The sequence below is a fragment of the uncultured Pontibacter sp. genome (assembly GCF_947492645.1).
Lineage (GTDB): Bacteria > Bacteroidota > Bacteroidia > Cytophagales > Hymenobacteraceae > Pontibacter.
In genome coordinates this window covers 150666-165553 of the sequence record NZ_CANLMZ010000007.1, presented here as the reverse complement: position 1 = coordinate 165553, position 14888 = coordinate 150666, and the positions used below count along the sequence as shown (strand labels likewise).

Below are 14888 nucleotides of genomic sequence, written 5' to 3'. Positions count from 1 at the left end.
GCAACACAAATATTGCAGGCCTTTTCTGTTATAGTATTCGATACGTGCTAGTTGTTCACATCATCACGCTCTACGCCCCCTTCTTTACCAGTTCCGTCGTGCACAGCACCGCCCTGCTTTCCACTTTCTGTGTGGTCATAGTGGTCTTCCATATCAGTAGTGTCGCTGTACTGCTCCATGGTATTGTCGCTGTTATCCTCAACCATAGATCCTTCTTCTCTTATGCCGCTACGCTCGGTGTTTGTTTCTCCTGGGTCTGTGCCCGTGTTACATGCGCTTAATCCCATCGTGGTAAACAAGCCCAATGCTACTGCCAGGGTAAATGCTTTTATATCTTTCATTTTCATAATGATGTCGTTTTGATTTTACATGTTGCCTGGGCACCTGTAGCCCAACGGCATTTAAATGTACGTTTAGGTTAAGTATAGAGTTAAAAAACTGCCCTCCCTTAAACTATACTCGTACTAAAGGTATAACCTAACCCTACCAGCCATGAAAGTGAACAAAGAGAACACTCCCGTAAATAAAACCACAAAAGATGACTCGTCTGATGTGCAGCGCCTAAAGCAAAACAAAGCCACTCCGCCGCCACAGCCAACTAAACCTGAGGTAAACCAGGCACGCGAAGAAGAAGATGCACAAAAAGGACACTCCTGAAGTAGGATATATTAAATATTTTTTTACATTTGTGCTATCAAATGATTAAATATGAAAAAATACATAAAGCCACGGCTTCAGCGTAAACTTGTTGTGCTAGCTATACTTAGCCTCCTATTGGCTTCGGCCCTGGAACTTTATACATTTGGGGCGGCTGCCGATTTCCTGGTGCGCGGTGCGCGGTCTTTTTTCGTTATCTTCACATTGGTATCATTTACAACACTAGCTATTGTGCCAGCTGTTAATTATGCGGTAAATAAAACTGCTGATCTATAAAGTATAAACTTCAATACGTACTATAAAAAAAGCCTGCTCACGATGCAGGTTTTTTTGTTTATGCCAGTACCTAACAGCTATGAACCTCTACCCCTCGGCAACTGTTGCAGAAAGTATAAAAAGATACATTGTACCGGCAGAATGTCTAATTTTGCCGCCAGATCAATTAAAGCCATACTATCTTGGAGCAGCCAAACATCCTGTTAATTACCCCTCCGCTTACACAGCTTAATACCCCTTACCCGGCCACCGCCTATTTAAAAGGCTTTTTGAACAACCGTGGCTACACGGTGCAACAAGCTGATTTAGGTATAGAATTAGTACTTAAGATGTTCTCCAGGGATGGTTTAAACCGCATTTTTAGAGAAATTGAAGAAGGCAATTTTGAACTTTCGGATAACAGCCTGCGCATATTACGCCTGAAGCGCGAATACCTGCACACCATTGAGCCTGTTGTCCGCTTCCTGCAAAACAAAGACCTGACGCTGGCACAACAGATCAGCTTCAGCCGCTTTTTACCCGAGGCTTCCCGCTTTGACCAGGTAGAGGACATTGATTGGGCCTTCGGAAGTATGGGCATTACCGACAGGGCACGTTACCTAGCCACGTTATACTTAGAAGACCTCGGCGATTTGATAAAAGAAACCATTTCGCCATACTTTGCATTTAGCCGCTACGCCGAAAAACTGGCGCTTTCTGCTACATCTTTCACACCCATGGAGGAGGCGCTGCAGGAAGCGCCAAGCCTGGTAGATAAAATGCTGCTGGAGGTGCTGGAGGATAAGCTGCAGAAAGCCAAACCAGATATTGTTGGGTTCTCTATTCCGTTTCCAGGCAATTTGTACGGAGGCTTAAGGCTGGCCCAGTACATCAAACAAAACTACCCAAGTATAAAAACTGCGATGGGTGGCGGCTACCCCAATACCGAACTGCGCAGCCTGCGCGAGCCACGCTTGTTTAAGTACATCGATTTTGTAACGCTGGATGATGGCGAAGGCCCGTGGCTGAAACTGCTTGAATACATGCAGGGCAAACGGGATGTGGCACAACTGCAGCGGGCCTTTATACTTCAGGATAGTGAGGTAAAGTATATCAATGGCTGCTCCGACCCGGATATTCCACATACAGATGTAGGCACTCCTGATTATGACGGGCTGCCAATAAAAGATTATTTATCTGTAATAGATGTAGTTAACCCGATGCACCGCCTCTGGAGCGATGGCCGCTGGAACAAACTTACCATTGCGCACGGCTGCTACTGGAAACGCTGCTCTTTCTGCGACATTACCCTAGATTATATAAACCGCTACGATGTGGCCCCGGCTACATTGCTCGTAGACCGCATCGAGCAGATCATAGCACAAACCGGTCAAACAGGCTTCCATTTTGTTGATGAAGCCGCTCCTCCTGCCCCACTCCGCGACATGGCCATAGAGCTTATTCGCCGTGGTGTAAAAATCAGCTGGTGGGGTAACATCCGTTTCGAGAAAACTTTTACGCCTGATTTGTGCCGTCTGCTGGCTGCCTCGGGTTGCATTGCCGTATCTGGTGGTTTAGAGGTAGCCTCCGACCGGCTACTGGCCCTGATGGAAAAAGGCGTAAGTATAGGCCAGGTGGCCCGCGTTACTGATAGCTTTACACAAGCCGGCATTATGGTGCACGCATACCTCATGTACGGTTTCCCGACACAAACCACCCAGGAAACAATTGATTCGCTGGAAGTAGTGCGCCAGCTTTTTGGTAACAACGTCATACAATCAGGGTACTGGCACCGCTTTAGCATGACGGCGCATAGCCCTGTGGGTAAGAACCCAGAGAAGTATAAAGTAGTAAAAGTAGGCCCAGTAGAAGGCGACTTCGCAAATAACGACCTGTGGCACGACGACCCAACCGGCACCGACCATGGTTTATTTGGTGAAGGCCTGGCAAAAGCGATCTATAATTACATGCATGGCGTGGCTCTTGATGAGCCGCTTTCTTTCTGGTTCGATTTTAAAACGCCTCGCACTACAGTTACGCCAAACCTGATCAGCACAGCCATAGAGCAGCCGCACCGCCCCGACAGCACCCGCCCTAATGCGCGTGTACTTTGGCTGGGAAATGTGCCGGAGATAGACTTTACCATGGTTGCCAAGAAAGGACAAACAATTGAGCGTTGTATGCTTACCTTCTACGAAAAAGGTGAGGATTTTCAGGTGAAAACTACGGCAAGTATAGGCCAGTGGCTGTTCGATACAATACGGCGAATTGTGCCGGAGAGCGATGAAACTTTAAGCCTGAAGCAGCTACAGGAGAGTTTCCCGGGGGAAGCCCACCTTACATTTGAAGAATTCATGGTTTCGCCCACCTGGCTGGAACTGCGTGACAAAGGGCTACTGCTACTGTAGTCTCAAGGCCGGAGCTCATACTTGCTCCGGCCTTTTGCTTTTTCATACTTGCAGCGCTTCCTTTAGATTGCAAATTTGTAGACGATCACAATTTGCAGTTATAAACTTAGCTGCTCCGATCATACTTCGGCTGCACTATTTGCCGTATCCCTCAGAAAATAATTGTTACTGTATTGTAGCGTTAAGGATAATTTGCCACCATACCTTAAACCTTGGCTTACAAATAACTAAAATTTTTTATGCGGCCCATGCAACCCTTTTGCCAGAATCTGCATCTTATATCCAGAAAGCAGCATAAAACTGTTTTGCCACTACCAAACCTATCTAATAAAACTATGAAATGCCTGGTCCTGTTTCTGCTCCTACCCGGAGCGGGAACAGGGTACAACCAGAACTACGCTGAAGATTAAAACCAATAATACGTTCTGTCACAGTTAGAAATTCCAAATTGGTGACAAATCAAAAAGGGCACCCTTAGCTTAGCTACAGGTGCCCTTTTATACTTTCTACTTATACTTAGTCTCGCTTCGTTTTCAGCAGTTTTCTTAGCTCAGCCAGTTCGTCTCTGTACTTGGCAGCCTGCAAGAAATCCAGGTCCTTGGCGGCACCTTCCATCAGCTTCTCCGTTTTCTTTATCAGCTTCTCCAGTTCATCGCGCTTCATGGTCTGTATAATTGGCTCAGCTGCCAACGAAACTTCTTCCGGACCTGCATACATCTTCACTTCCTTCTTCTTAGAATCAGCTACAGAAGTCTGCTCCATTATCTCGTCTTTCGATTTAAGAACTGTACGCGGTGTAATGCCATGCTCTATGTTATAAGCCATTTGGGTTGCCCGACGACGGTTGGTTTCATCTATGGCGCGCTGCATAGAGCCCGTTATGCGGTCAGCATACATAATCACTTTGCCTTTCTCGTTACGGGCAGCACGGCCCATCGTCTGTATCAAAGAGCGTTGGTCACGCAAAAAGCCTTCTTTATCTGCATCAAGTATAGCTACTAAACTTACCTCTGGTAAATCGAGTCCCTCACGCAACAGGTTTACGCCTATCAATACATCAATTTCTCCTAAGCGCAGCTCACGCAGTATTTCTACTCTATCAAGAGTTTTAACTTCTGAGTGTAGGTATTTTACTTTGATGTTGAGCCTTTCCATATACTTGGCCAACTCCTCCGACATACGTTTTGTAAGCGTAGTTACTAAAATCCTGGCGCCAGATCTAATGCGCTCGTCCACTTCATCCAGTAAATCATCTACCTGGTTTGTACTCGGGCGAATCTCTATCTCGGGGTCTAATAAGCCGGTTGGGCGGATGATCTGCTCTACAATAACGCCTTCTGATTTCTGAATTTCGTAATCCCCGGGTGTGGCACTAACAAACACCACCTGGTGCATCAGGCTTTCAAACTCGTTAAAAGTAAGAGGACGGTTATCCATAGCTGCCGGTAAACGGAAGCCATACTCTACCAGCGCTACCTTTCTAGACCTGTCGCCGCCCCACATGGCGCGTACCTGCGGTATGGTTACGTGGCTCTCGTCAATCACCATCAGGAAATCATTCGGGAAATAATCAAGCAAACAGAACGGTCGCGCACCCGGCGAACGGCGGTCGAAGTAGCGGGAATAGTTCTCGATGCCGGAGCAGTATCCTAGTTCCCGGATCATCTCCAGGTCAAACTCTGTTCTCTCTTTTATACGCTTGGCCTCTACAGGTCTGTCTTCTTTCAGGAAATAATCATGCTGCGCCACCATGTCGAACTGAATCTCATTGATGGCCTGATGCAGGGTGTCTTTGCCGGTTACGAACAAGTTGGCCGGGTAAAGCGTCACCGCCTTCTCATCCGACAACTTCTTACCCGACTGCGGATCGATGCGATGGATCTGCTCTAACTCATCGCCAAAAAAGTATAAACGGTAAGCAAAGTCTGCGTAAGCCGGATAAATGTCTACAGTATCACCTTTTACTCTGAATGTTCCACGTGTAAACTCGGCTTCGGTGCGGCTGTAAAGTATCTGCACAAAAGTATAAAGCAAATTATTACGGCTGTAACGCTGGCCCGGCGCCAGGTAAACTACATTTTTGCCGAACTCCTCTGGGTTACCAATACCGTAGATACAGGAAACCGATGCCACCACCACAATATCGCGACGACCGGAGAGCAGCGCAGACGTAGTATGCAGGCGCAGTTTCTCAATCTCTTCGTTAATTTGCAGGTCCTTTTCGATGAACACATCCGAAGAGGCAATATAGGCTTCCGGCTGGTAGTAGTCGTAATAGGATATAAAATACTCAACTGCATTTTCCGGGAAGAACTGCTTAAACTCGCCATACAGCTGTGCAGCTAACGTTTTGTTATGGCATAACACCAGCGTAGGCTTACCCGTGTTTTTGATAACATTGGCCATTGTAAACGTTTTACCCGTGCCTGTTGCCCCAAGCAGTACTTGCACCGGCTCTCCCTTATTTATACACTCAGTAAGTTGTGCAATGGCCTTGGGTTGGTCTCCGGTCGGCTGAAACTCTGATGTTAGTTTAAAATCCATGCTTTTATTTTACGGATAGTAAAGATAATCTATAACAGCTAAATATACTCGCAAAATGCTAACTGTTATAGTAAATGCTTGTTACGAAAATCTGCAGCTGTGTGGCTATAAACGAAGAGAAGCCTGCTGAATACAGCAGGCTTCATGGTAGTAATAGTGCAGAAAACTATATGTCTAACTTTATCTCTTTCTGCTGCCACTACCGGGGCAGTATCGGTTGGCTACAAACTCTTGTGATGGTTGCAGCCTCATACTTCATATAAATTGCCAGGCAAATTTTGCCTGTTTTTGCTTCCGCTTTTTTAGCTTGCAGGCATGGTGCGACTTCATCTTTTTTGTCTGAGCAGCCAACACCAAAAGCAACTAAAGGTAATAACGTTTTCATACCTTCTGTTATATCGTTAACAGTTGAGGTTTTTTGCCGCTTATACTTTGATGACCCGACTAACCGGCAAAGGGTTGCAAGGGCTGCTAAATATTTTGAATTTTTTATAAAAGAAAAAAGCCTACTGAAACAGCAGGCTTTTAAGGGTGTTCACTCCCTAATCAAAAAACAATATCTATTAAAGTATGGTAAAGCCCTCGCTGCTACCTGGCATTACTGCTTTCGCAGATGTTTTTTACTTTAACTGCCGTGTACAACACAGCTGTGGCTAAACATCGTGGACTATATGCTGCGTTAATTTCCAGCGCCACCTTTATTTTCAGGCCAGGCTGCTGCAAATTTGTTGGCAGGTTATCAGTTGTTACAAAGCCACCCTGCAACTGCCCTGTATACTTTGCTGCGCCACGCTCCGCTGCCGGGTTATTACCCAGTTTTAATATGTACCACCCGTTGGCGCAGTCCTGCCCTATAACCTCAGCATTGGTACATGCCGGCTCCGGGTTGGTTTCGGTGCAGCTAATGGCTAGCATCGCCAAAGCCAGGTATAGCAGTATAATGCACCAAACACTCTTCATAGTTTAGTTTGTACTAATGGTTCTTCTTTAGCCTGCAGCAGTTATGGTTTGCAGGTGCAATTAATTTATCTGCTTATGCAGCCTGTGTTAAATGGTTTACCTATTACCTGTATAAATAATACGTATCTGTAAAGATAGCTGCAGGGTCGCGACCCGTAAATACACTTTGCAGCACTACTTTTTTGGCTTTAAGCTCTACCACTTCAAAGCGTTCTGTGCGGTTACTGTTCTGCAGCAGTATTACACCGCCCAGCTCATAAGTGGCTTTATAGGCATCTTTCAACGCGGCACTTGCTGTTGGGCTTACGCGCATTAAGAAGGCACTATCAGACTTAAACTCAAAATACTCCTGGGGGCTACCACCCACCATACTGGTATTGCAGCTATTATCGCGGCACAGTTTATTGCTGATTTTCTCGATGGTCCACCTGCCTTGTACCGATGCTTTTATACTTTCAGTATCAAGGGTTGGCGCTACATCATTCGCTTCAAAACAACCGGTAAGCGTAACGAGGGCAATAAAGCCCACATAAACTACATGGGTAGTTTTTTTCATAGCTCAGATAAGAGGCGTAATTATTAATGTGATGGCGACGACTGCTGCAGCATCAGCTTACATTACTGTAGCGGCGGCCGTTTAAGCTAACTTTATTAACCTGCCCAGTATTGCCTGTCACAAACTGCTGCAGTTTTATATACTACCTGCTAACCCGAAAGTAAAACAGATAAAATAAGAAGGGCCAACAATACGTACCAACCGGAAAGGTTTGATTTAGCGGCTGCCACAAAAGGGGAGTATTTACTAGGTATGATCTTCATAGTATCTTGGTTTAGGTAGTTACTAATTGGCACCTTCTATACTACTATGACCCATCTGCTGCTGCCATGGTTGCAAGACTACAGCATAAAATAAAATTATTTCTGCCCCAGGTTATAGTTAACCGACATGTTAACGCCAATAGTATACGGGTTGCCTTGTGGCGCCAGCGCTTTATCAGGTTCTGCCAAAAGCGAGTTTAAATACCCTCTAAACTCTGGTCCAGCCGTTACTGATACTGCATTGGAGATACGCTTACCAAAACCAGCCGACACATTACCTGAAAACTGCACTTTCCTGAAAGGCGAGTTATCATTATGGTCGTATTGCACGTCTTTTACTTCGCTAGTAGAAGCCATTACCGTTGTCTCTATCAGAAAGTTTGCTGCAACACCGCCTGATGTGTACCAGAACCAGTTATTGCTGATGTTACCCTCATACTGCAAACCAACAGGCACCGTAATATGGCGGTAGCGGTAGTTCACGTAAAACTTATCTGTTTTGGATACGCTCAGCGAGTCTGTGGTAAAGTTGTTGTTTAGTGATGGCAGGAAAACCGTAGTTCCCGGCATTTCAACGCGCTCATCGGTACCAGGCTTAAACAGGAACTGCTTGATAATGTAACTGGATTTAGTGCGGGCAGTATTCTGAGTAAAACCTAAGCCTGCCAGTAATTTTATCTTTTTGCCTAACCTCAGGCCAGCCTTCACTTCAGCAGCATAAGAAAAAGCAGGGTCTGTGTTTGCCTCAAATTCATCCCGCGCCTCATTCATATTTTCAGATGTCTGAGCAGATTTATCAGGGCCGCCTGCCAGTAAGCTGTAGCGCGAAACGGTTCCCATCATTTGCCCCGGCATTTGTATGTTCTGGTTGAAGTACGAAGGCGCATACCCTAAACCTAACGACCAGCGGCCTTCTTTTTTTGCTTCTTGATCCGCTTTGCCTGTACTTTCAGCAACGGGTCCGTTTAAGGCAAGCGTTTGTTCTGCTGTTTTTTCCTCTTTGCTCAAGTAATCTGTTACAGCTTTCTGGCTTAACTCTACCAAAGAACGGGTTCTGCCTGTCTCAGTTGCCATACTTTGATCTGCCGTATTTCTAAAGGCCGGAGGCACAGCTGTTATAGCTTGCCGGGCAGTCTGGAAAAATGGTCGACCAATATCAAAAAGAGATTTAGCGGCAGGATGGCTACTATGGTTGGTTTCACTTCCCGTTGCATTGCCGCCATAACTGCTCTGGCCAGCTGCTATAGCAGCAGATGGTTTGTCTGTAGTTGCGTGTAGGTTATACTGTGCAGTTCCTGCACTTTGTACTCTGCGGTAATCACCAGATGCATTAGTATTTATACTTTGCTCAACTGCCTGTTTTGTGTCCGTGCGGTTTATAGTTGCCTTTGCAACCGCAACTGCATCGGATAAGGGCGCTGTGGTTACTTCTGCAGCAGCTGCCATACTTTGCTCAAGAGCCGACGTTGCTGATTCTGCCATTCCAGGGGCAACAGGGGCTGCTCCAGTAGTTGCCATCTCTGCTGCTGCGCCACCTGTTTCTGTGTTAAGTTGCATTGCGGCTATGCCTGCATCAATGCTACCAGTTGTTTTGTAAGTATAAGTTAGCAAAGCACCGGCTAGTATGAACAAAACAAAACATGCAGCCGCCAACTGGCGGTACCACACCATCCTGCCTTTGTAGTGCTTGCTTTCCTGAATCGTCAGGTCATGGTCTATGCGTGCCCATAGATCAGGAGATGGCGAAGCCTCAGCGTCGTGCATCCGACGCTGGAATTCGCTTTCCAGGTGTCCGCGCTTATCGTTAGCTGCTGATGACATGCTCATTGTAGTTTTTTTCGTGGCGCGTAAGCATACTTTGCAGTATAGCCCTTGCGCGTGAATACTGTGACTTTGATGTTCCCTCCGAGATGCCTAGCATCTCCCCTATTTCCTTATGGTTGTAACCTTCTATAGCATAAAGGTTGAATACCATACGGTAACGTGGGGCAAGGCTTTGAATCATACCCAGGAGCTCGTCCATAGAATAGTCGCTCAGGTTTACATTATCTGAAGGCAGGTTGGCAACTTCATCTGCCTCATGCGATACAGTCAGCAGTTGCTTGCTACGCAAATGCTTAAGCGCTGTGTTCACCATTATTTTCCTGATCCAGAACTCTAGCGGGCAATCTTTTTTAAAGTTTTGCAGGTGAGAGAATACTTTTACAAACGCATCCTGCATAATGTCCTCGGCCTCAAAGGTAGTTGGTGCATAACGCAGGCAAACCGCCATCATCTTCTTTGAGTACATCTCATACAGGAGCCGCTGCATTTCGCGCTTACCAGCGATGCACCCCTCTATAAGTATATCCTCTTCGGACTTTGGTTTTTTAAAAAGATTCAAGCGCTGCCAGTTTATGCCCTACTTATACTTTAGATTCCGACTGCGGCAAAAGGGTTGCAAGGCTCTCATAAAAATTAATTGACTGCAGATACATCCTCAGAACTATTCCTTTGCCCGCCACAATATCAGGAACAAATATATAAATTTAAGACGATAAAATTTATTTCTGTACTTATACTTGTTACAAATGGAGCGTAGCCAAGACTATAGTAAACAAACAGTTATCGTATACTTTGCCTGTACTTAAAAATTGTGGCGCTGCTTTGTATGTGGAATCATGAAAAGAGTATAGAACTCCTGCCAGCTACAAAGTATAAAAGAGAAGCGCCTCCTATGGTAAAGGAGGCGCTTCGGACTATCGGTAAGTTGCTATTTATCTTTTAAAATAAGGTGAGCGCTGTAAATTTATACAACAGAACCAGCACAATGGCCAAAGCCAGCATCCAGGCATAGCCTATAATACGGTAAGCAGCCGCCACCATACTTGCCGACGAACTGTTAAGCTCCTCAAAAGCCTGCAGCTTTGCTTGCCCCACTACGTTTTTAGAAAGCAAATGATACGAGAAGTGAAAGCTTAGCGCTACTACCAGCACATCATCTAAAAAACCGAAAACAGCCTTTAAATCAGGAATGAGGTCGATGGGGCTGAGCGCATAACCAATGGCAAAAGCCAACAAAGTGCGTGCGTACCACTTTACACGGTTATCGCGGTAAGACAAGTATAACGCATAAATCTGGGTATTTAACGCGTGTGTTTTCTGCTTAAGGGTGTGTAGCTGTATCATGGGGTAGCGGTTTTCCTGTCTATACGGAGAACCACTACCTAAAAGTTGCACTAAATCAGCGCTCTATGCTACATTTATTGCCAGATACAACTAGTGTTACGAATTCCAGATTTGCCACGCCGCCTCTGCCTGACCATACAGCATGCCTATTCCGTTGATAGTTTTTGCCCCGGAAGCGGCACAACGCTCTAAAAATAAAGTTTTTTCAGGATTGTACACAATATCGTACGCGTAGTGTTCCGGCGTAATGCCTTCGTAAGAGATATCCGGAGCAGAATTTGTGTTGGGGGCCATGCCCAAAGGCGTAGTATTTACGATAAGATTATACTCCCGCAACAGTTCCTTTGTGATAGCATGATAACTAAGCTCCCCCTGCCCAGGCGACCTGGAAACTGAAGTATAAGGTATGCCAAGATCTGCGAGTGCGGTACAAACAGCCTTAGCTGCACCACCTGTACCCAGCACCAAGGCTTTCTTGTATTCTGTTGCGGGGTAGAAAATCTCTAACGTGTTCTTAAACCCAATGTAATCTGTGTTATAGCCTTTGGTGTAGCTACCTTCTATCTTAATAGTATTTACAGCCCCTATTCGTGCAGCGGCATCATCTAAAGCATCGAGTAGCGGAATAACATCTTGTTTGTAAGGGATGGTAACGTTAAGGCCTACCAGTTCAGGTTCCTGCTTTAAGAGCTTTTGCAGGTCTTCTATATGCTCCAGTTCATACAAGTCATGCTGCGCATCTGTAATGCCTTCACGCTCAAACTTTGCTGTAAAGTATTTTTTAGAGAAGGAATGCCCTAACTTTTTACCAATAAGCCCGAACTTGCGCATAGGTTATACTTTAGTTGTATTGTCACTTGTAAACTTATCGATCAGGTAAACCAACAGGAAACCGAACAGCGCCAGCACAATGCCATACACCAGGTATGACTCCTGCCCCACAACTGCTTCGTAAGTGGCAGGCATCACGTTTTCCTGCACCAGCGGCTTTACTTCGCCGTGGCGGTCGGTATATGTTTCCAGGGTTTGCTTCCATGGCCATACTTTGTTAAGCGAGCCTACCATAAAGCCTGTTAGCAGCGCAACGGTTACGTTATGGTAATGCTTTAGCATCCAGTTAAGCACATGCGAAAAAGAAAGTATACCTGTTACACAGCCTATGCCAAAAACGGCAATGATATCTAACTTAAGGTCTTTGACGGCATTAAGTATAAACTCATACTTAGCAAGCAGCACCAGCAGGAAGCTACCCGATATACCGGGCAGTATCATGGCGCAGATGGCAATGGCTCCGGACAGGAAGATAAACCAGTATGCTTCCGGGGTTTGGGTAGGCGTAGCTACTGTAATGTAGTAGGCGATGGCTATACCTATCACACCAGCAAGTATAACTCCCCAGTTCCAGCGCGTAATCTTTTTACTTACCACAACTGCAGAGGCTACTATCAACCCAAAGAAGAAAGACCAAAGCAACTCTGAGTGGTTGTTAAGCAGGAACAGCACCAGGCGTGCCAGCAAAGCAATCGAGAAAAGTATGCCCGATAGCAGCACCACCAGGAAATTGCCGTTGATGTGCTTCCAAAGATCTGCCCACTTAAACTTAAGCAGCAGCTTTACAGCCTCTTTGTTAACTGAGCGGATAGAGTTCAGCAGTTCTTCATAAATACCGGTTATAAACGCGATAGTGCCGCCTGACACGCCCGGCACTACATCGGCAGCGCCCATGGCCACACCTTTAGAAAAAAGTAAAATGTACTCTTTAAGTGATCTTCTTTTCATGTATTGTTAAAAGCTATACTTGCTTAAATGGGATATTACAAAAATTGCCCGTTCGGACATACCGACGGGCAATTTATACTTTTGGTTTTATACTTTAGCCCTACTGGGCCGAGTTTTCCATGTTAAGGAAGTGGTTAAAGGTATCGCCACGCAAGCCCAAACGAATTGTCTCTAATGGAATAACCTCGCTTGGCGCAATGTTGCCAAGGTTTACGTTCGCACCCAACAGTTTTATAAACCACACCTGCTGTGCTTTCTGTGGAGCTTCCCAAAGAATTTTCTCAAAAGGAATTTTAGTAAGAATTTCTTCTACAAGGCCGCTACGCACCTCGCCGGTAGAACGGAACAAACCTACGTTTCCACCTTCACGGGCTTCGCCGATAACTTTCCAGGCGCCAGCGTCCAGCTCTTTCTGCATCAGCTGTATCCACATGTATGGCGGTATGATCTTCTCGGCATCTTTAGAACCTACCTCCGACAAAACAGTTACCTGCTCAGCCAGCTGCTGTATGTAATTACACTTCGCATCGTGCGGCATCTCCAACGAGCCATCCGACACCTCAGCAAAGGTCATTTTATACTTATCTAATACGCGGCGATAATCATCAAACTGGTTACGGACGATGAATGCCTCAAATAAGGTGCCCCCAAAGTATGTAGGAATGCCAGCTTCCCTGTAAATATCCAGCTTGCGCTGCAGGTTTGGCGTTACATAAGAGGTGGCCCATCCTAGTTTAACAATGTCCACGTACTCTCCGGCTACTTCCAGAAAGTCTTCTACCTCCCGAATACTCAGGCCTTTGTCCATTGCCATGGTGAAGCCACGCTCACGAGGTTTAGCCTCGCGTTCCGGGATGCTTGTCAGCGTATAGTTCATCTAGTTTTATTTGCGATATTGATCAATTAACCTCGATAGGGCACGCTGCGACTCAAGCTCCGGAAAGAACTCGAACAACAGTTTGTGCTTATCGAAATTCAAAATTAAGGCATTTTCTAGATAATTATAAGCTTCGCGGTATTTTCCTGCCGAAAGCATGTAAGCACATGCCCGATAATAAAGCTCTGCTTCGTCTGGTTGCAGTTCAATGGCATTTAAAATTATTTCTGTGGCCTCTTCAAAATTGCCTTGCTCAAATAAAATAATGGACCAGTTCAGGTATATATTTTTGTCTTCGGGCTGAATTTCGGCAGCACGCTCATAGCTTTCCAAAGCAGATACCACATGCCCTACATTATACTCGGCTGCGGCCAGGGCCACCCAATAGTCAGCGCTATCATCGTAAAGCTCAATTGCTTTTTTAAAGAAGTGTACTGCCTCGTACCATTTTTCCTGGGCATCCAGTATAACGCCAATACCAAACCAGGCCTCGTCCATATCCGGATCCAGGTCTACTGACTTCTGGTAGTAGCGGCGCGAAAGGTCCCATTGGCCCATTTTTTCGTAACACTCCCCAATGTTGCAGTATACTTCTGCCGAGGGCGTGCCGTGCTCCAGCATCGCATTAAACCCTTCTATAGCCTTTGAGTACTCTCCTAAAAACACATAGGCGTTTGCCATATTGTTATAAGCGGTAACAAAGTCTGCCTTTATAATGGTAGCATAGTCGTAAGCGGCAATGGCTTTATCGTAAGAGCCTAACTTATTGTAAACGTTACCCAAGTTAAACCAGGCTACATATGAGTATGGGTCGTTGTCTACAAACTCCTGGAAAAATGGCAGGTGCTCGCGAATTGAACCGGATAACTCCATGCAGAAAATAATCTCTTGCATGGCCGCCTCATTCTCGATGTTAAGCGCAATGCATTTTTTATAGTACTTTATTGCTGAGTTAAATTTACCCCAACTTTGGTATGCCAGTCCAATATTGAAATAGATGTCGTCTCTGTCATCGGAGTATGCCAGGGCTTTCTTAAAATAACCGATGGCATCTCGAAACTCTCCCCGTTGTGTGTAAATAATACCACGGGTTAGCTGTACATCTGCGCTTTCAGGCTCTACTTCTGCTACTTCGTTAATTACAGTCAATGCCTCTTCAAAGTCACCGGCCATGGCCAGCAACTGGGCCTTGTCTATTAGCAAACCTGATGAGAAAGGATACTGTACCAGAGCGGCATCGCAAGCTAAAAGCGCTTTCTTGTATTCAAAGTTGGCGGTATAATAATCTATAATAGACTCAAAGTCAGTTAAATCAAAAAAAACAGTCTCATTACTTCCAAGCATCTGCTCGAAACGATTTATAAGTTCCAGCTCTTCGCTGTGTTCTTCAAAGTTATCTTTCATCTCAAAATCCAACAAGC

General features: G+C 45.6%; 15 protein-coding genes. 3 read left to right on the top strand and 12 right to left on the bottom strand.

Annotated elements, in window-relative coordinates; translation table 11 throughout:
• Positions 1–47: 47 nt before the first annotated feature.
• Positions 48–347 (bottom strand): hypothetical protein, encoded by a 300-nt coding sequence (locus Q1A23_RS10095; RefSeq protein ID WP_299822693.1) that lies wholly within the window; start codon positions 345–347, stop codon positions 48–50.
• 145 nt (positions 348–492) lie between these two features.
• Between Q1A23_RS10095 and Q1A23_RS10090 the strand changes: the two genes are divergently transcribed.
• The 3 genes from Q1A23_RS10090 (at position 493) to Q1A23_RS10080 (ending at position 3320) form a co-directional block, all read left to right on the top strand.
• On the top strand, positions 493–657 hold the full coding sequence (locus Q1A23_RS10090; protein WP_299822691.1) for a hypothetical protein: 165 nt from the start codon (positions 493–495) through the stop codon (positions 655–657).
• A 51-nt stretch (positions 658–708) separates the two neighbouring features.
• Positions 709–933, top strand: coding sequence for a DUF2798 domain-containing protein (locus Q1A23_RS10085; protein ID WP_299822688.1), 225 nt, complete (start codon positions 709–711; stop codon positions 931–933).
• Between the two features lie 182 nt (positions 934–1115).
• Positions 1116–3320, top strand: a complete 2205-nt coding sequence (locus Q1A23_RS10080) for a radical SAM protein (RefSeq protein WP_299822685.1) — start codon at positions 1116–1118, stop codon at positions 3318–3320.
• A 516-nt stretch (positions 3321–3836) separates the two neighbouring features.
• Here Q1A23_RS10080 and uvrB read toward each other — a convergent pair.
• From uvrB to Q1A23_RS10025, 11 genes are all read right to left on the bottom strand, one after another.
• Positions 3837–5864 (bottom strand): excinuclease ABC subunit UvrB, encoded by a 2028-nt coding sequence (gene uvrB, locus Q1A23_RS10075; RefSeq protein ID WP_299822682.1) that lies wholly within the window; start codon positions 5862–5864, stop codon positions 3837–3839.
• 199 nt (positions 5865–6063) lie between these two features.
• Positions 6064–6249, bottom strand: coding sequence for a hypothetical protein (locus tag Q1A23_RS10070; protein WP_299822679.1), 186 nt, complete (start codon positions 6247–6249; stop codon positions 6064–6066).
• Positions 6250–6452: 203 nt separating this feature from the next.
• Positions 6453–6824 (bottom strand): hypothetical protein, encoded by a 372-nt coding sequence (locus Q1A23_RS10065; protein ID WP_299822677.1) that lies wholly within the window; start codon positions 6822–6824, stop codon positions 6453–6455.
• Between the two features lie 103 nt (positions 6825–6927).
• A complete protein-coding gene (locus tag Q1A23_RS10060; protein ID WP_299822674.1) occupies positions 6928–7380 on the bottom strand; it encodes a hypothetical protein in 453 nt (150 codons plus the stop codon).
• Between the two features lie 359 nt (positions 7381–7739).
• Positions 7740–9470: an outer membrane beta-barrel protein gene (locus Q1A23_RS10055; protein WP_299822672.1), complete on the bottom strand. Its 1731-nt coding sequence runs from the start codon at positions 9468–9470 to the stop codon at positions 7740–7742.
• Positions 9448–10026, bottom strand: a complete 579-nt coding sequence (locus Q1A23_RS10050; RefSeq protein ID WP_299822670.1) for an RNA polymerase sigma factor — start codon at positions 10024–10026, stop codon at positions 9448–9450. The genes Q1A23_RS10055 and Q1A23_RS10050 overlap by 23 nt, the downstream gene beginning before the upstream one ends.
• 380 nt (positions 10027–10406) lie before the next feature.
• Positions 10407–10811, bottom strand: a complete 405-nt coding sequence (locus Q1A23_RS10045; RefSeq protein WP_299822667.1) for a YkvA family protein — start codon at positions 10809–10811, stop codon at positions 10407–10409.
• 96 nt (positions 10812–10907) lie between these two features.
• A complete protein-coding gene (locus Q1A23_RS10040) occupies positions 10908–11642 on the bottom strand; it encodes a shikimate dehydrogenase (RefSeq protein WP_299822665.1) in 735 nt (244 codons plus the stop codon).
• A gap of 3 nt (positions 11643–11645) precedes the next feature.
• Complete coding sequence (locus tag Q1A23_RS10035) at positions 11646–12590, bottom strand: DUF368 domain-containing protein (RefSeq protein WP_299822664.1); 945 nt, start codon at positions 12588–12590, stop codon at positions 11646–11648.
• Positions 12591–12690: 100 nt separating this feature from the next.
• Positions 12691–13467, bottom strand: a complete 777-nt coding sequence (locus Q1A23_RS10030) for a phosphosulfolactate synthase (RefSeq protein ID WP_299822661.1) — start codon at positions 13465–13467, stop codon at positions 12691–12693.
• 6 nt (positions 13468–13473) lie between these two features.
• On the bottom strand, positions 13474–14871 hold the full coding sequence (locus Q1A23_RS10025) for a tetratricopeptide repeat protein (RefSeq protein ID WP_299822658.1): 1398 nt from the start codon (positions 14869–14871) through the stop codon (positions 13474–13476).
• Positions 14872–14888: the final 17 nt, after the last annotated feature.